Here is a 16,888-nt window from a genome sequence, read left to right on the forward strand (position 1 = left end):
CCCCCCCCCCCCCCCCCCCCCCCCCCCCCCCCCCCCCCCCCCCCCCCCCCCCCCCCCCCCCCCCCCCCCCCCCCCCCCCCCCCCCCCCCCCCCCCCCCCCCCCCCCCCCCCCCCCCCCCCCCCCACGGCGGTGGAGCCGGCGCTCAGCGCCGGAGGTCAGCGCGCGTCGCGCAGCGTGGCCTGTGCGGCGTCCAGCCAGGCGCGGCGGGCGCGCAGGGCCTCCTCGGCCCGGGCGAGCTTGCGGGCGTCACCGGTGGCGCGGGCCTTCTCCACGTCGGCCTCGAGGTCGCGGATGGCGTTCTCCAGCTGGCTGGCCAGCCCACCCGCCCGCGACTGCGTCTCGGGGTTGGTGCGCGACCAGCGGGCCTGCTCGGCGTCCCGGACGGCGGTCTCGACGGCCCGCAGCCGGCCCTCGACCCGGCCGAGGTCGGCGCGCGGCACCTTGCCCGCGGCTTCCCAGCGGTCCTGGATGGAGTTCAGCGCCTTCTTCGTGGCGTTCAGGTCCTTGATCGGCAGCAGCGCCTCGGCCTCGAGCAGGAGCTGCTCCTTGATCTTGAGGTTGTCGCGGAACTCCTCGTCCACGGCGTCGTTGGCCGACGTGCGCGCGGCGAAGAACACGTCCTGGGCGGCGCGGAAGCGCTCCCACAGGAGGTCGTCGTCCTTGCGCCCGAGGCGACCGGCGGCCTTCCAGCGATCCATGAGGGCGCGGTAGGCGTTGGTGGTGCCGCGCCAGTCGGTCGAGGTCGACAGCGCCTCGGCCTCGGCGACGAGCTTCTCCTTCTCGGAGCGGATGGTGTTGCGCTGCTCACCGAGGGCGGCGAAGTGGTGCCGGCGCATCTTGTCGAAGGCGCTGCGCGCGTGGCTGAACCGCTTCCACAGCTCGTCCTCGCTGCGCTTGTCGAGCCGGCCCTCGCGCTGGGCGGCCTTCCACTCCTCGAAGAGTGTGCGCAGCCGTTCGCCGGAGGAGCGCCACTGGACCTTCTCGGGGTCCTGGGCGGCGATCGTCTCGGCCTCCTCGACGATCGCGACGCGGGCGGTGCGCAGCTCCTCGCGGTGCGCGGCGCGGGCCCGGTCGGCGGCGGCGCGGGCCTCGTCGGCGACGGTGGCCAGGGCCTCGACGCGGTGGGCCAGGGCGTCGAGGTCACCGACGGCGCGCGTCTCGCTCAGCGCGGTGCGCAGGGCGCTGACGCCCGCGACGATGTCCTTGCCGGCGAGCTCGGTGCTGCGCAGCCGCTGCTCGAACAGGTCGACCTGGGCGACGACCTCCTCGTACTTGCGCACGAAGTAGGCGATGGCCTCCTCGGGCGTGGCGTCGGGGTAGGCGCCGACCTCGTGCTCACCGTCGGCGCGGCGGACCCAGACGGTGCCGTTCTCGTCGACGCGGCCGAACGCGGCCGCCGCCTCGCGGTCCACGCTCGTGAGGTGACCGACCTCGGGAACGCTCGCGCCGGCCGGTTCGGGCGCCGCGCTCGGGCGCGGGGTGGGGGTCACCGCAGGACCGGGCGTGGGCCGGGGAGCCGGCCGGGGAGCCGGCGACGTCTCGGCAGCTGTCTCGGCAGGTGTCTCGGCGGGTGCCTCGGCCGCCGGCGCGGCCTCGCCCGAGGCGGACGCTTCGTCCGCGGCGGCGGCCTGGGCCGGCTGCTGCGCGGCGTCCTGCACGGTCTCCTGCGCCGCGTCCTGGACGTTCTCGGTCGGGGTGTCGGGGGTGTCCGTAACGTCCGTGGTGGACGCCGGCTCCTGAGGCTGCTCGGTCACCTGCCTCATCCTAGGTCCCCAGGCTCCCGGACGGAGCAGTCAGTCACGGCGAGCCGGTCGGGCGTTGCTGCGCGTGACGGCTCGACCGGTCGTCGGCGCGACGGCCGCTGACGACCGGTGACGACCACGGACGATCACTACAGTGCCGAGCGTGCTCATCGACACGGTCGAAGCGGCCGTCTTCGGGACCAACTGCTACGTCGTGGCCCCGCAGGCGGGGGCCGAGTGCGTGGTCGTCGACCCCGGCGTCGACGTCGCGGACGGACTGGCCGGGCTGCTGGCGCGGCACCGGCTCAAACCCGTTGCGGTGCTGCTGACGCACGGCCACCTGGACCACACGTACTCCGTCACGCCCGTGTGCGGGGCGCACGGCGTCGCCGCCACCATCCACGCCGACGACGCCTACCGGTTGCGCGATCCGCTGGCCGACCTCGGGGCGCCGCTGCGCGCGGCCCTGGAGACGACCACCGGACCGGTCACGTGGCGCGATCCTGACGACGTCGTGACGGTCACCGACGGTGCCCGGATCGACCTCGGCGCCCTGACCTTCGAGGTCTCGCACGCCCCGGGCCACACCGAGGGATCGGTCCTGTTCTCGCTGGCCCAGCCCACCGGACCGGACGTGCTGCTGTCCGGCGACGTCCTGTTCGCCGGGTCGATCGGCCGCACCGACCTGCCCGGCGGCGACCACGACGCGATGGTGCGCAGCCTGCGCACCCGCGTGCTGCCGCTGGCCGACGACACGCAGGTGCTGCCCGGTCACGGGCCGGCCACGACGATCGGGCGGGAACGGGCGACCAACCCCTTCCTGCTGCAGCTGCAGCGTTAGCGGACCCGCACGCCGAGGTGCGCGGCGAACAGCGGCGCCAGCCGTGTCAGCTGCACCTGGCTGACGACGGCCCCGCGCAGGTCGCCGACGCCCGAGACGCCCTCGAGCTCGCTGCCGGACAGGTCCACCGCGGACAGGGTCGCCGTGTGCACGTCGAGGTGCCCGAGCCGGCAGCCGGTGAACTGCACCCGCGTCAGCCGGGCGCCGGCGGCGTCGACGTCACGCAGGTCCACGTCCTCGAAGGTGACGTCGGTGAGCTCGGCGCCGCGCAGGTCGACGAAGTCGAACCGGCCGCCGCGCACCGCGACGCGCGTCCAGGACGCCGAGGACAGGTCCAGGGCCCCCACCCGGCACTCGCGCAGCTCGGTGTCGCGCCAGGTGCTGCTGCGCCAGCGCGTCTGCGTCGCGGCCAGGGTGGCCAGCCGGGAGTCGACGATCCGTGCGCCGGTCAGGTCCAGGCCGTCGGCACGGCCCGGGCGCAGCACGCAGCCCAGGAACCGGGCGTCGCGGGCGTCCACGCCGCTCAGGTCCAGGTCGTCCCCGAACAGCTCACCGTCGTGGGCGCCGCCCGCCGCGGGTGGTGCCGGGCTGCGCTGCAGGTCGTCCTCGTCGGTGGGCAGGTCGGGTGCGACCGGGGCGGGCCGGCCGGCGGGCTTCTTCGGCACCTGCCGCACCCTGGCACACGTCGCCGGTCCTGGGACCGGGTCAGTTCGCGCCGACGTCCTCGGCGGCGAACCCGAGGACGCGCACGCCCCCGCCGGGTCCGGCCAGCACGCGCCCGCGGGCCACGACGACCCCCTGACAGGGTGCGGCGGTGCGGAACCGCGCCTCGTAGGGCCGGCCGGTCGCGGCCGAGGACCGCAGGGCGCCGGCGACCAGCCACCGGTCCCCGTCGTGCACGCTGCGCTGCAACCACTCGGGCAGCGGCGCGACACCGGGCCGCTGACCCAGACCGCACAGGGCGCCGGTGCGGGCGTCCCAGGCGACGACGTCGTCGGCCGCCTCGTACTCCCAGGCCCCGGTCGCCTCGCTGGGCAGGGCGGCCTCACCGGCGACCCGCGGGTCGACCGGCCGTCCGGCGGTGGGCACCGCCGGACGGAGCCGGGCCCGCAGGGCGGGCGGCAGCAGCCGCAACGTCGCGGGGTCGCGGACGTCGGCCAGCACGCGCGCCAGGGTCTCGTAGGTCAGGTCGTCGCCCTGCACCACCAGCCGGTCGTCGGCGCCGTGCTGGTCGTCCACGGCCACGGCGTCCACGAGCACGGTCAGCACGGGGTCGGACGTGCCCGGCAGCTCATCGCCCCACAGGCCCTCCAGAGCCGTGCGGATGCGGTACGCCCGCTGCCAGAGCTGGTGTTCGCGGTCGAGCGCGTCCGGCACGCCGTCGTCCTTCCTGCCCGCACGCCGCGGATCCACGGTGGTTCCGCGTCCCCCAGCACTGGGGAGAGTCAACCGCCCGCCACGACGGGGGACAAGTCCGGGAGGTGGGCCCGGTCCCGACCGCCGGATCGACGGCCGGATCGACCGCCGGACCGACGGTCAGGTCCTCGGCGAGGTCGTCGCCGCGCGGGCGCTGCGGCACGGCCCCGTCCCTCCGCGGTGTTTCTTCTAGAAGCCCTGCGCGGCAGGAGCTTTCACCCGGTCGGCGCACGAACGTTCACCCGTTGAGCACGCCCGGATCCTTACAGTCCCGGCGATCTCGCGCCGAACTACAAGGGGACAGCGACGGAACGCGGAACGGCCGCGGTCCGCGGTCCCAGTAGCTCCCACGAACGGAAGGACAAGACGTGACCAACGTCGACGCCACCCTCAAGGCCTGCCTCGAGATCGACGGCGCCAGCGCCGCGGCCCTCGTCGACTACGAGTCGGGCATGTCCCTCGGCCAGGCCGGTGGCGGAGCCATCGACCTCGACGTCGCCGCCGCCGGCAACACCGACGTCGTCCGCGCCAAGCTGCGCACGATGCAGCGTCTGGGCCTGAACGAGAACATCGAGGACATCCTCATCACCCTCGGCACCCAGATCCACCTGATCCGCCTGATCCAGTCGCAGTCCGGCCAGGGCCTGTTCCTGTACCTGGTGCTGAAGAAGGACTCCTCCAACCTCGCCATGGCCCGTCGCCAGCTGACGATCCTCGAGCGCGACCTGCAGATCTGACGATCGCACCCCGGTGCCGGCAGGCACCCGCACCACCCCACGTCGGCGGTCGGCCGGGCGCGCAGCCGCGCCCGCCCGGCCGCCGACGTGCGATCAGACCCCACGACCCGTCCCGCCGAGGAGCCCCGTGACCAGCGCCGCCCGCAAGATCGTCGTGACCGGCCCCTTCGGCGCGGGCAAGACGACGTTCGCCACCACCGTCACCGAGGGCCTGGGCGGGGGAACGCTGGTCACCACCGAGACCGGCGTCAGCGACGAGACCGCCGCGCTGAAGACGTCCACGACGGTCGCCCTGGACCACACCAGCTTCACCGTGCCCGCCGTCGCCTCCTCGGCCTGGACCGACACCCGGGTCAACCTGTTCGGCACCCCCGGCCAGGAACGCTTCGCCTTCATGTGGGAACTGCTGGCGCAGAACATGCACGGCTACCTCGTGCTCGTCGACGCCAGCCGCTCGGTCAGCATCGCCCAGGCCGCCGTCGTCGTCGGCGCCTTCGCCCGCATCGCGCCCGCCTCCCCGCGCCTGGTCGCGGTCAGCCGGTGGGCCGACCCGGCCGGCACCCGCGGACACCTCGCCCAGCTGCTGGGCACCTCGCCCTCGGCCCTCGTCGCCTGCGACCCGCGCGACCTCGGCCAGTGCACCGCCGTCCTGCGTCTGCTGCTCGACGGAGTCCACACCCTCGAGAGCCGCCGCCAGCCCCACGCCGGGGCCCAGACCGACGGAGTGCACGCATGATCGTCAAGTACCACGCCACCCGCGTCACCGGCGCCCTGCGCCGCGACATCCCGGGCGTGCGCCGCGTCCTCATCGCCCGCACCGACGGCCTGGCCTTCGCCGACGACGGCCCCGAGCGCGACCACGAGTCCGCGGCCGCCATCGTCTCCACCGTGCTGGGCATCGCCCAGCGCGCGGCCGCGGCGGGCGCCCTGGGCCAGTTCCAGCTCACCACCGTCAAGGGCACCGACGGCTGCCTGGTCGTCTACGCCATCGACAGCACCCACGTGCTGGCCGTCGTCACCGACCCCTCGGTCAACCTGGTCCTGCTGGACCGCCTGGCGCTGCGCCTGGTCGCCGAGCTCGCCGGCGCCGAGGCCGGCGCCGCACCCGTGCGGCTGCGGGCCTGAGCACCGACGCGGCGGGCGGCTCGGTGCCCGCCGGGCTCGTGGGGGTCCCGACATAGGATCGTCGCTGCGCACCACAGCGCACTGACGATCGAAGGGACTCCCCGTGCTCCGCACCCACGAGGCCGGCAGCCTGCGCGCCGGTCACGCCGGACAGACCGTGACGCTCACCGGGTGGGTGGCTCGTCGTCGCGATCACGGGGGCGTGGCGTTCCTGGACCTGCGCGACGCCTCGGGCGTCGTGCAGGTCGTCGCCCGCGACGAGATCCTCGACGCCGGCGGCGCCCACGACCTGCGCAACGAGTACTGCATCCGGATCACCGGCGACGTCCGGCTGCGCCCGGAGGGCAACGAGAACCCCAACATCGCCACCGGCGCCGTCGAGGTCGACACCACCGCCCTGGAGGTCCTGTCCGAGGCCGCCCCGCTGCCGTTCCAGATCGACGACAACCTCAACGTCGGCGAGGAGGCGCGGCTGAAGCACCGCTACCTGGACCTGCGCCGGACCGGCCCGGCCAACGCGCTGAAACTGCGCTCGGCCGCCAACAAGGCCGCCCGCGAGGTGCTCGAGGCGCACGCCTTCACCGAGATCGAGACCCCGACGCTGACCCGGTCCACGCCCGAAGGGGCCCGGGACTTCCTCGTCCCCGCCCGCCTGGCCCCGGGTTCCTGGTACGCCCTGCCGCAGAGCCCGCAGCTGTTCAAGCAGCTGCTCATGGTCGCCGGCATGGAGCGCTACTACCAGATCGCCCGCTGCTACCGCGACGAGGACTTCCGCGCCGACCGGCAGCCGGAGTTCACCCAGCTCGACATCGAGATGAGCTTCGTCGAGCAGGACGACGTCATCGCCCTGGCCGAGCAGATCGTCGCCTCGCTGTGGAAGCTCATCGGCCACGACGTGCAGCTCCCGTTGCCGCGCATGACCTTCGAGGAGGCCATGCGCCGCTACGGCAGCGACAAGCCCGACCTGCGGTTCGGCATCGAACTCGTCGAGTGCGCCGAGTTCTTCGCCGACACCACGTTCCGGGTGTTCCAGGCGCCCTACGTCGGTGCCGTCGTCATGCCCGGCGGGGCCTCCCAGCCGCGCAAGACCCTCGACGCCTGGCAGGAGTGGGCCAAGCAGCGCGGCGCTCGCGGGCTGGCCTACATCCTCGTCGGCGAGGACGGGGAACTGTCCGGTCCGGTCGCCAAGAACCTCTCGGACACGGAGAAGGCCGGCATCGCCGCGCACGTCGGGGCGAACCCGGGCGACTGCATCTTCTTCGCCGCCGGCGCGGTGAACCCCTCCCGCGCGCTGCTGGGCGCGGCCCGCGGTGAGATCGCCAGGCGGACCGGGGCGATCGACGAGGACGCGTGGTCGTTCCTGTGGGTGGTCGACGCGCCGATGTTCAAGTCCGCGGCCGAGGACGACGACGTGTCGATCGGCGGCGGCGCCTGGAACGCGGTGCACCACGCGTTCACCGCGCCCAAGCCCGAGCACCTCGACACGTTCGACACCGACCCCGGTGCGGCGCTGACCAACGCCTACGACATCGTCTGCAACGGCAACGAGATCGGTGGCGGCTCCATCCGCATCCACCGTCGCGACGTCCAGGAGCGCGTGTTCGCGGTCATGGGCATCTCCGAGGCCGACGCGCGGGAGAAGTTCGGGTTCCTGCTCGACGCGTTCTCCTTCGGCGCCCCGCCGCACGGCGGGATCGCCTTCGGCTGGGACCGCATCGTGGCGCTGCTGGCGGGTGCGGACTCCATCCGCGAGGTCATCGCCTTCCCCAAGTCCGGCGGTGGGTACGACCCGCTGACGGCGGCGCCCGCGCCCATCACGGCGCAGCAGCGCAAGGAGGCGGGCGTCGACGCCAAGCCGGAGGACAAGCCCGAGAAGAAGGCCGCCGAGCAGGGGTGATCCGGCTCGCCCTGGTCTGCGCGCTCGGGTTCGTCGCCCTCACCGTCGCCGTGACGGCGGGGGCGACGGCCGGGCTGGACGCGCTGTCGGCGCCCGCGGTGGCCGCAGCCCAGGCCAGTCCCGGGGTGACCCGTTTGGCGCAGGTCGTCGAGGCCGTCACCCAGCCGGTGTGGGTCTACCTGGTGGGCCTGGCCGGCGTCGTCGTCACCTACCGCGGCGGCCGCCGGCGTCCCGCGGTGGCGGCGCTGGCCGCCGGAGCCGTCGCCGCGGTGGCCTCGCCGGCGGTCAAGGCGCTGACCGACCGCGGCCGCCCGGCGCTGGAGGCGGGGCTGACGACGGCGCACGGCGGGTCGTTCCCCTCCGGGCACGTGCTGGCCTCCACGACCGTGGTGCTGACGTTCGTGCTGCTGCTCGCCCCGCCCTCCCGGCGCGGGGCGGTGGCTGCGCTCGGGGCGGTCGAACTCGCCGTCGTGGCGGTCGACCGGGTCTGGCTGGGCGCGCACTGGCCCACCGACGTGCTCGGCGGGTGGCTGCTCGCCGCAGCCCTGGTGGGCACGGCCGTGTGGTGGTCAGAGCGTGATCGTCACCTGCGAGGTGCGCCGGGTGCTGCCCGCCTCGAGGGAGGCGGGTAGCGCGGTGGGGGAGACGGTGGCGACCTGCACGGTGTCGCGCGATCCCGACTCGACCGTGGTGGCCTGCGCCGTCCCGGCGAGGGTGACCGTCGACAGGCCCGCGATGAGGCCGGCGGCGAGGAGGCGGTGGTGGATTCGGCTCATGGCTCCATCGTGGGACCCGCGGCTGTTCGCCGGGTGAGCAGTTCCTGTGCGGCGGCTTCCTGTGAGTCGCTGTGACCGACCCCAGGGTTCGCCCAGGTCGCTGAGGACGCGGGGCGCACCTCCCGATCGGTGGGGAGTCAGTCCGATCCTGAACCGGGAGGGTTCCCCATGACCTCGATCTCCGCGACCACCGGCGCCTCCGCGCCGTGGCAGGCCCAGCAGTCCCGCCCGACCCCGCCGCCGCGTGAGGCGCAGGGTGGCCCGCTGGCGTCGGTGAGCTCGCTGCTCGGCTCCAGCGTCGAGGACCTGCGGGCCGAGCTGGCCTCGGGCGTGAGCCTGGACGACATCGCCGAGGAGAGGGGCGTCTCGCACGACGACCTCATCGCCGCGCTCGAGGCCGGCATGCCGGCCGACGCACCGGCTGGTGTGGACCCCACGCAGGTCCTGGAGCGGATGGCCGCCCAGGCCGGCGGACCGCAGGCGCCCGCCGCGCCCACGGGCCAGGGGCTGGGCGGCTCGGTGGGTTCGCGGACGGGGATCACCACCGGCTCGGTCACCGACCGCCAGCAGAGCGTCGTGGACCAGCTGTCGGACCTGCTGGACACCGACCCGGACGGGTTGATCGCCGAGCTGCAGGGCGGCTCGGACCTGCTGCAGATGCTGCAGGACAGGGGGATCACCCGCGCCGCGGCGGCCGAGACCGTCGGTGAGGGTTTCCTCCTCGACGCCCGCGCCTGAGAACGGGGGAGGGCCGGAACCCCTCGCGGTTCCGGCCCTCCCCGTTCCCGGGCTCAGCTCAGGTCGTAGACCGTGACGCCGTCGACCTCGGTGGCGGTGTAGTTCGCCGCCACCCACGCGGCGATCTCGTTCGCCGCGTCACTGCCGCCCGTGCTCGTCGAGGCCATCGAGGAGCTCTCGACGTAGTAGTGGACCTCGCCGTCCGCCACGTACTGCTGGAACTGCGCCAGCGTCGGGGCGGGGTCGGTGCCGTTGAAACCGCCGATGGCCATGACGGGTTCCTGCGTCGCCAGCTGGTAGCCGGCGGCGTTGTTCGACCCGGTCGTGGCCGCGACCCAGGTGTAGTCGTCGGCGCCGGCCAGCAGCAGCGCGGTGAGTTGGGAACCGGGGGTGGACGCGTTCAGCAGACCGCCGGCACCGCCGCCCGCCCCGCCGCCCGCCCCGCCGCCCGCCCCGCCACCGCCGAAGCCGCGGAAGGTGCCCGGGGGTGCCTGGCCGGTCGGGGGTGCCTGCCCGCCGGGCACCTGGCCCGTGAACTGCCCGCCGAACTGCCCGCCGAACTGCCCGCCGGGCTGTCCGCCCCCTCCGGTCCCGGGTCGGCCGCCGCCCGTGGCGGAACCGGACGAGACGCTCGGGCCGGCCGAGACGATGGCCCCGGTGTGCGCGGTCGAGGCCGTCTGCAGCGAGTACGACACCGGACCGGCCAGCACCGCGAGCGCGGCGGCCAGCGCCCCGGCCCGCTGCAGCGGGCGCCGCAGCCGACCGCGCACGAACCCGGCCGCCGCCAGGCCCGCGGTGCCCCCGATCCCGGCGGCCAGCACGACCCAGCGCAGCCACGGCAGGAAGTCCTCGCTGCGGCCCAGCAGGACGAACGCCCAGCCCGTGCTCACGGCGACGACGACGGCCAGCACCGGCAGGGCGTACCGGCTGGCGCGCCGCCGCCACAGGTCGACCGTTCCCGTCGCCACGAGGGCGGCGACCGCGGGCGCCAGGGCCACGGCGTAGTACGGGTGGATGATCCCGGACATGAAGCTGAAGGCGACGAACGTCACCAGGCCCCAGCCGGTCCAGGCCAGGTAGGCGGCGCGGCGGACGTCGGTGCGCGCCGCCCGGCGGGTCAGCGCGAACCCGGCGACGGCCAGCAACCCGGCCGCCGGCAGCAGCCAGGAGATGTTCCCGCCGAACTCGGAGTTGAACATCCGGCCGACGCCGGTCTCGCCCCAGCCGCCCGAGGAGCCGACGCTGCCGGTCTCCTCGCCGGTCAGCCGGCCGAGGCCGTTGTAGCCGAACGTCAGCTCCAGGAAGGAGTTGTCCTGCGAGCCGCCGACGTAGGGCCGCCAGGACTCCGGGACCAGTTCGACGACCGCGACCCACCAGCCGCCGGCCACGACCACCGTCGCCCCGGCCAGCAGCAGGTGCCGGATCCGCCGGCCCAGCCCGTGCGGCGCCGCCCACAGGTAGGCCAGCGCCAGCCCGGGCAGGACGAGGAGCACCTGCAGCTGCTTGGTGAGGAAGCCCAGGCCGATGAACACCCCGGCCCAGTACAGGAACCGGGCACGGCCGACCTCGACGGCCTTCAGGACACCCCAGGTCGCCGCGACCATCAGCAGCACCAGCAGGGCGTCGGGGTTGTTGAACCGGAACATCAGCGTCGCCACGGGCGTCGTGGCGAGCAGGAACCCGGCGACCAGCCCGGCCGCGGGGGTGCTGTGGCGGCGGACGGTCGCGTACAGCAGCGCGACGGCGACGACCCCGATCAGGGCCTGCGGCACGAGGATCGACCACGACGACAACCCGAAGAGCCGGACCGACAGCCCGGTGATCCACAGCGCCGCCGGGGGTTTGTCGACCGTGATGGCGTTGGAGGCGTCGGAGGACCCGAAGAACCACGCCTCCCACGACTGCGAGCCCGCCTGCGCGGCGGCGGAGTAGAACGGGTTCGCCCACCCCGACCCCGACAGGCCGACCAGGTACAGCAGCGCGGTGGCGACCAGCAGCGCGCCCAGCGCAGGGCGCACCCAGCGGGGGTCGGTGGCGTTGCCGCGCCACGCGGCGCGGGTCAGGCGGCGGATCCGGCCGGGCCCGGGGACGTCGGCCGTCCGGGACCAGCTGCCGGACGGTGCGTCGGAGGTGGTGCTCACGCCTGCTCCACGGCGGCCGGTTCCGCGCCGGGCTGGTGGTGGCGTCGGCTGGCGAACACCCACGTCCGCAGCAGCAGGAACCGCACGACCGTGGCGGCCAGGTTCGCCACCGTCAGCACGGCCAGTTCGACGCCCTGGTGCGCGGCGGGGTTCGCGGTGTGCAGCGCCCACAGGCTGCCGGAGGTGATGCCCCAGCCGAGCAGGAAGACGAAGAACCCCTGCGCCTGGTGCCGCGCGGCCCCTTCCGGGCCCCGCACGCCGAACGTCAGCCGGCGGTTCAGCGCGGTGTTCCCGACGGCGGTGACCAGCAGCGCCAGGAAGTTCGCGAGCTGCGCGCTCGTCAGCTCCTGGAACAGCAGGTACAGCACGGCGTAGGCGAGCGTGCTGGTGATGCCGACCCCGACGAACCGGGTGAGCTGGCCGGCCAGCGACGTGGGCACGCCGGCGACCTGGCTGGGCTGCGGCCCGCGGCCCAGGCTCGCGCGGATCTGCTTCAGCGGCAGCTTCCCGGTGGCGATCGCCCCGGCCAGCCGGCGGATGCCGCGCAGGTCGGCCAGCGCGGTGGCGACGATGTCGACGCGGCTGTCCGGGTCGTCCACCCAGTCGACGGGGATCTCCTGGATGCGCAGGCCGGAGCGTTCGGCCAGCACGAGCACCTCGGTGTCGAAGAACCAGCCGGTGTCCTCGACCAGCGGCAGGATCTGCGCCGCGACGTCGGCGCGGATGGCCTTGAAACCGCACTGGGCGTCGGTGAACCCCACCCGCAGGGTGCCGTGCAGGATGAGGTTGTAGCAGCGGGAGATGAACTCGCGCTTGGCCCCGCGCACGACGTGCGACCCCTTGGCCAGCCGCGAGCCGATGGCCACGTCGGAGTGGCCGGACAGCAGCCCCGCGACCAGCGGCAGCAGGGCGGCGAGGTCGGTCGACAGGTCCACGTCCATGTAGGCCAGGACCTGCGCGTCCGAGGCGCCCCAGACGTGCTTGAGCGCCCGGCCGCGCCCCTTGGCCTCCAGGCGTTCGTGGCGCACGTCGGGCAGTTCGGCGGCCAGCGCCGCCGCCACCTGCGGGGTCGTGTCGGTGCTGGCGTTGTCGGCGATGGTGATGCGCGTGCGGAACGGGAAGGTCGCCACGTGCGCGTGCAGGCGCCGCACGCAGGGTTCGAGGTCGAGCTCCTCGTTGTAGACCGGGACCACGACGTCCAGGACCGGGGCGGACGAGCGGGAACTCCACGTGTCGGCGGCCGGACGCGGCCTGGGCGTCGCGCTCCGGGTGGTGCCCGTGGAACCAGAGGTGGTCGCTGTCATGCCCCCACGTTCGGCCGGTCACCTCCGGTTGCTGTGAGCCACCGCTGTGGTCGTCCTGTGAGATGGCCGGCGCCGGACGACGTGCCCGAACCTCAGGCCGTGGGCAGGGTGACGCGGAACGCGGTGCGGCCCGGGCGGCTGTCCACGCTCACCGTGCCCCCGTGCGAGGCCACCACGGCCTGCACGATCGCCAGCCCCAGACCCGTGCTGCCCGCCGCGCGCGAGCGCGAGGAGTCGGCGCGGGCGAACCGCTCGAAGACGCGGGGAAGCACGTCGGGCGCGATCCCCGGCCCGTCGTCGACGACGTCGACGTGGGTGCGCTCGCCGTCCGGCACGATCCCGACGGTGACGGTCGTCCCCGGCGGGGTGTGGGTGCGGGCGTTGGCCAGCAGGTTGGTCAGCACCTGGTGCAGCCGGCCGGGGTCGCCGACGACCTCGACGGCGTCCTCGGGCAGGTCCAGCCGCCACACGTGGTCGCGGCCGGCGACCTGCGCGTCGCTCACGGCGTCCAGGACGGTCATCGTCAGGTCGACGGGTTCCCGGTCCAGGGGCCGGCCGGAGTCCAGCCGGGCCAGCAGCAGCAGGTCCTCGACGAGCCCGGTCATCCGCACGGCCTCGGACTCCACCCGGCCCATGGCGTGCGCGACGTCCGGCGGAACCTGGTCGCCGCTGCGGCGGGTCAGTTCGGAGTAGCCGCGGATCGCGGCCAGCGGGGTGCGCAGTTCGTGGCTGGCGTCGGCGACGAAGTGGCGGACGCGCTGCTCGGAGGTGTGCCGCGCCTCCAGCGCCGACCCGACGTTGTCCAGCATGCGGTTCAGCGCCAGCCCGACCTTGCCGACCTCGGTGCCCTCGTCGGTGTCGGCGTCGGGAACGCGCAGCGACAGGTCGACCGCGCCGCGGTCCAGCTCGAGTTCGGACACCTTGGCCGCGGTGTTCGCGACCCGTTGCAGCGGAGCCAGGTCGCGGCGGACCAGGACCGAGCCGGCGACCCCGGCGGCGGCGACGCCGACCAGGACGACCGCGGCCTCCACCCCCACGACCGTCAGCAGGGTGTGGTTCACGTCGGCCAGCGGAACTCCGGTGACCTGCAGCGAACCGTCGGACAGGGCGGTGCCCTCGACGAGGTACTGACCCAGGCCGGGCAGGTCGACGCGCAGTTCCTGCCCGTCGGTGACGTCGCCCAGTTCCCCGGACTGCGCGGTCGTCAGCGGCCGCACGCACGCCAGCCGGGCCGTGGAGTTCTCGTCGTCGAAGACCCCGGACTGCCCGGACACCAGTTCCCCGTCCGAGAACTGCGCGTACAGCGCTCCGTCGACCTGGCCCGGGCCGCCGAAGGCGGGAACGGTCCCGTCGACGCACGTGGAGTCGGCCCCGTCCGGCGGGGTGGGGAGGTCGCCGGAGCCCGGCCCGGGGCGGTCGGCGTCCTCGGCGTTGCGCTGGGAGCGTTCCACCGTCTGCGCGAGCTGGTCGCGGGCCTGCCCCATGAGCGAGAGGTACAACGCCACGGTCGTGACGATCGCGATGACCAGGCCGACGGCCACCAGCAGCGCGCTGGTCGTCAGGACCAGCCGGCTGCGCAGCGTGCGGCTGCGCAGCCACGACGTCGGCGAGGCCACTGGTGGATCAGCTCCGGGAGTTCGGGCGCGGGGGCGGGTCAGCTGGCGGCGGCGGTGGCGACGGGAGCGATGCCGTCGGCCGGTTTGAGCACGTACCCGGCGCCGCGCACGGTGTGGATCATCGGGTTGCGGCCCGCGTCGATCTTGCGGCGCAGGTAGGAGATGTACAGCTCGACGATGTTCGCCTGGCCACCGAAGTCGTAGTTCCACACGCGGTCGAGGATCTGCGCCTTCGACAGCACGCGACGGGGGTTGCGCATGAGGTAGCGCAGCAGCTCGAACTCGGTCGCGGTCAGGCGGATCTCCTCACCGGCGCGGGTCACCTCGTGGCTGTCCTCGTCCAGGACGAGGTCGCCGACGGACAGGACCGGTTCCTGCTTGGCGGCCGCGAGGCCGGAACGGCGCAGCAGGCTGCGCAGCCGGGCCACGACCTCCTCGAGGCTGAACGGTTTGGTGACGTAGTCGTCACCGCCGGCGGTCAGGCCCGCGACGCGGTCCTCGACGGCGTCCTTGGCGGTCAGGAACAGGACGGGCACGTCGGTCGCGTCGGCCCGCAGCCGGCGCAGCACCTCCAGGCCGTCGATGTCCGGCAGCATGATGTCGAGGATCACCGCGTCGGGACGGAAGCTGCGGGCGGCGCGGACCGCGTCGAGGCCGTTGCCGGCCGTCTGCACCTCCCAGCCCTCGTAGCGCAGGGTCATGCTCAGCAGTTCGGACAGGGTCGACTCGTCGTCCACGACGAGCACGCGCAGCGGAGTCCCGTCGGGCCGGGTGAGGTCCGAGCGCCGGTTGGTGATCGCGGTCATGAACCCATCGTCGGCCCTGTCCCTGCCAGATGTCGTGGGAAACCCTGAGATCCACCTGTGCGTCCTCACTGGATCGGACCAACGGGGTCCTGGTGGTGCCGGTGCACCCGCAGACCTCCATAACCGCGGCGAATGAGCCGGGTCCGGGCCGCTCAGGAGGCCGCGAGCTGGCCGTCGACGACCGGCCTGGCCAGCGCGAGCACCTGGCTCACGGCCGGCCTCGCGGTCGAGGTCGTGCAGGTGGCACCGCGCTGGGCGCACAGCGTCCGCAGCCGTTCGACGAACCTCAGGCCGCTGGTGTCGACGGCGGTCACCTCCTGCACGTCCAGGTGCACCCGCGCCCGGTGGTGCTGGGCGCAGTGGCGGTCGGCCTGGGTCAGGACGAGGTCCAGCTCGTCGGCCAGGACCAGGTCGACGTCGCCGGCCAGCAGCACCTCGAACCGGTCACCCCGGTCACCGTCGGCGCGGGTGGTGACGGAGGAGACGGTGGGACGGACGTCGTCCCCGATCCGATCCAGGGCGCGCGGCGGGCGGGGCTGGACGACGGCTCCGGGCAGTTCGGCGCCGCGCGGTTCGGCGCCCGGGCCGACCGGCACGTGCGTCACGAGGTGGATGCGGACCGGGGTGTGGCTCTGGGTCATGCCTCCACGGTCGGTGGCCTCGGTGGGAACCGCGCCGGAACCAGCTGTGCCGCACCTGCGAGCGCCGGGCCCACAGCCGGCCACCGCGGGAGTGCCGGTTCAGCGGGCCCCTGCCCGCACGACGTTCTCCAGGGGCTCGCCCGCCGCCAGCCGGGCGATGTTCGCGGCGACCGCCCGCGCCCGGTTCCGGAACGTCTCGGACGTCACCCCCGAGGTGTGCGGGGTCATCACGACGTTGGGCAGCGAGGCGAAGGCCTCGGCCGACGGCAGGGCGCGGCCGTCGCCGGCCGGGTAGCGGTACCAGACGTCGAGGGCAGCCCCGGCGATCGTGCCGTCGCGCAACGCCTCGAACAGGGGACGTTCGGCGACGACGGGACCGCGGGCGACGTTCACCAGGTACCCCCGCGGTCCCAGCGCCCGCAGTTCCTCCGCGCCCACCGACCCCGTCGTCGACGCCGACAACGGGATGCTGACGACGAGGACGTCGGACTCGGCCAGCGCCGCGCGCAGCCCGGCCACGGCGGCCGCGCGGCGCAGGCCGTGCGCGGCGGCGTCCACGGACCCGCTGCGGGTGACGGCGATCCCCGCGCACCCGAAGGCCCGCAGCAGGTTCCACGTCGCCTGCCCGATCTCGCCGAACCCCAGGAACGTCACCACGGCGCCGCGCAGGGTGGGCCTCTGCGGCAGGTCCAGGTGGGCGGGGGAGTGCCAGCGGCCGGTGCGCAGTTCGCGGTCCTGCACGAGCAGTTCACGGCGGACGGCGACCAGCGTGGCCACCACGTGCTCGGCGATGGACCCGCCGTGGCCGAAGACGTTCGCCACCGTGGTGCCCGCCGGAACGTCGTTCCAGGAGTAGGCGTCGGTCCCGGCGCCGGCGGCCTGCAGCAGCCGCAGGCCGGGCGCGGCCGCGGCCATCGCGGGGGTGAAGCGCGAGCACACCAGGACCTCGGCGTCGGGCAGGTCGGCCACCAGGTCGGCCTCGACGACCCGCCCGTGCCACGACGTCGTGGTGCCCGGGGGCAGTCCGGCCTCCAGGACGGCGCGGTGGGCGGACAGGCCGGCGTCGGCGAGAACGACCTTCACGAGACTCCTTCGGATCGGGGAGAC

General features: G+C 74.4%; 17 protein-coding genes. 7 read left to right on the forward strand and 10 right to left on the reverse strand.

The window, feature by feature from the left end:
• Positions 1-156: 156 nt before the first annotated feature.
• Positions 157-1,764: a DUF349 domain-containing protein gene (locus ACRYR2_RS20990; RefSeq protein WP_432564834.1), complete on the reverse strand. Its 1,608-nt coding sequence runs from the start codon at positions 1,762-1,764 to the stop codon at positions 157-159.
• A 142-nt stretch (positions 1,765-1,906) separates the two neighbouring features.
• Between ACRYR2_RS20990 and ACRYR2_RS20995 the strand changes: the two genes are divergently transcribed.
• Positions 1,907-2,584 carry an MBL fold metallo-hydrolase gene (locus ACRYR2_RS20995; protein WP_432564835.1) on the forward strand — a complete coding sequence of 226 codons (678 nt, stop codon included), beginning with the start codon at positions 1,907-1,909 and terminating at the stop codon, positions 2,582-2,584.
• Here the strand turns inward: ACRYR2_RS20995 and ACRYR2_RS21000 are convergent.
• The gene (locus tag ACRYR2_RS21000; RefSeq protein ID WP_432564836.1) at positions 2,581-3,249 is read right to left on the reverse strand and encodes a pentapeptide repeat-containing protein; all 669 of its coding nucleotides are present in this window, start codon (positions 3,247-3,249) and stop codon (positions 2,581-2,583) included. The genes ACRYR2_RS20995 and ACRYR2_RS21000 overlap by 4 nt on opposite strands.
• Positions 3,250-3,289: 40 nt before the next feature.
• On the reverse strand, positions 3,290-3,961 hold the full coding sequence (locus ACRYR2_RS21005; RefSeq protein ID WP_432564837.1) for a hypothetical protein: 672 nt from the start codon (positions 3,959-3,961) through the stop codon (positions 3,290-3,292).
• A gap of 407 nt (positions 3,962-4,368) precedes the next feature.
• On the opposite strand from ACRYR2_RS21005, the gene ACRYR2_RS21010 reads away from it, so the two are divergent.
• The 5 genes from ACRYR2_RS21010 (at position 4,369) to ACRYR2_RS21030 (ending at position 8,391) form a co-directional block, all read left to right on the forward strand.
• The gene (locus ACRYR2_RS21010; RefSeq protein ID WP_432564838.1) at positions 4,369-4,737 is read left to right on the forward strand and encodes a hypothetical protein; all 369 of its coding nucleotides are present in this window, start codon (positions 4,369-4,371) and stop codon (positions 4,735-4,737) included.
• 127 nt (positions 4,738-4,864) lie between these two features.
• Complete coding sequence (locus ACRYR2_RS21015) at positions 4,865-5,473, forward strand: GTP-binding protein (RefSeq protein WP_432564839.1); 609 nt, start codon at positions 4,865-4,867, stop codon at positions 5,471-5,473.
• Positions 5,470-5,862 (forward strand): roadblock/LC7 domain-containing protein, encoded by a 393-nt coding sequence (locus tag ACRYR2_RS21020; protein WP_432564840.1) that lies wholly within the window; start codon positions 5,470-5,472, stop codon positions 5,860-5,862. Before ACRYR2_RS21015 ends, ACRYR2_RS21020 begins: the two co-directional genes overlap by 4 nt.
• 103 nt (positions 5,863-5,965) lie before the next feature.
• On the forward strand, positions 5,966-7,759 hold the full coding sequence (gene aspS, locus ACRYR2_RS21025) for an aspartate--tRNA ligase (protein ID WP_432564841.1): 1,794 nt from the start codon (positions 5,966-5,968) through the stop codon (positions 7,757-7,759).
• Positions 7,756-8,391 (forward strand): phosphatase PAP2 family protein, encoded by a 636-nt coding sequence (locus ACRYR2_RS21030; RefSeq protein ID WP_432564842.1) that lies wholly within the window; start codon positions 7,756-7,758, stop codon positions 8,389-8,391. The genes aspS and ACRYR2_RS21030 overlap by 4 nt, the downstream gene beginning before the upstream one ends.
• Here the strand turns inward: ACRYR2_RS21030 and ACRYR2_RS21035 are convergent.
• Positions 8,329-8,535 carry a hypothetical protein gene (locus ACRYR2_RS21035; protein ID WP_432564843.1) on the reverse strand — a complete coding sequence of 69 codons (207 nt, stop codon included), beginning with the start codon at positions 8,533-8,535 and terminating at the stop codon, positions 8,329-8,331. The genes ACRYR2_RS21030 and ACRYR2_RS21035 overlap by 63 nt on opposite strands.
• A 168-nt stretch (positions 8,536-8,703) precedes the next feature.
• Between ACRYR2_RS21035 and ACRYR2_RS21040 the strand changes: the two genes are divergently transcribed.
• Positions 8,704-9,273, forward strand: a complete 570-nt coding sequence (locus ACRYR2_RS21040; protein ID WP_432564844.1) for a hypothetical protein — start codon at positions 8,704-8,706, stop codon at positions 9,271-9,273.
• Between the two features lie 53 nt (positions 9,274-9,326).
• Here ACRYR2_RS21040 and ACRYR2_RS21045 read toward each other — a convergent pair whose 3' ends face one another.
• The 6 genes from ACRYR2_RS21045 to ACRYR2_RS21070 all read right to left on the reverse strand — a co-directional run bounded on the left by ACRYR2_RS21045 (position 9,327) and on the right by ACRYR2_RS21070 (position 16,864).
• Complete coding sequence (locus tag ACRYR2_RS21045; protein WP_432564845.1) at positions 9,327-11,414, reverse strand: ArnT family glycosyltransferase; 2,088 nt, start codon at positions 11,412-11,414, stop codon at positions 9,327-9,329.
• On the reverse strand, positions 11,411-12,718 hold the full coding sequence (locus ACRYR2_RS21050; protein ID WP_432564846.1) for a bifunctional glycosyltransferase family 2/GtrA family protein: 1,308 nt from the start codon (positions 12,716-12,718) through the stop codon (positions 11,411-11,413). Before ACRYR2_RS21050 ends, ACRYR2_RS21045 begins: the two co-directional genes overlap by 4 nt.
• Positions 12,719-12,810: 92 nt before the next feature.
• Positions 12,811-14,334 (reverse strand): sensor histidine kinase, encoded by a 1,524-nt coding sequence (locus tag ACRYR2_RS21055; protein WP_432564847.1) that lies wholly within the window; start codon positions 14,332-14,334, stop codon positions 12,811-12,813.
• Positions 14,335-14,372: 38 nt separating this feature from the next.
• Positions 14,373-15,140 (reverse strand): response regulator transcription factor, encoded by a 768-nt coding sequence (locus ACRYR2_RS21060; protein ID WP_432564848.1) that lies wholly within the window; start codon positions 15,138-15,140, stop codon positions 14,373-14,375.
• A gap of 152 nt (positions 15,141-15,292) precedes the next feature.
• Positions 15,293-15,781, reverse strand: a complete 489-nt coding sequence (locus ACRYR2_RS21065) for an STAS domain-containing protein (RefSeq protein WP_432564849.1) — start codon at positions 15,779-15,781, stop codon at positions 15,293-15,295.
• Between the two features lie 99 nt (positions 15,782-15,880).
• Positions 15,881-16,864, reverse strand: coding sequence for a 2-hydroxyacid dehydrogenase (locus tag ACRYR2_RS21070; RefSeq protein ID WP_432564850.1), 984 nt, complete (start codon positions 16,862-16,864; stop codon positions 15,881-15,883).
• Positions 16,865-16,888 lie beyond the last annotated feature (24 nt).

Origin of the sequence: Kineococcus deserti, from assembly GCF_050871945.1 — a bacterium.
In the GTDB taxonomy this organism is placed as follows: Bacteria; Actinomycetota; Actinomycetes; order Actinomycetales; family Kineococcaceae; genus Kineococcus.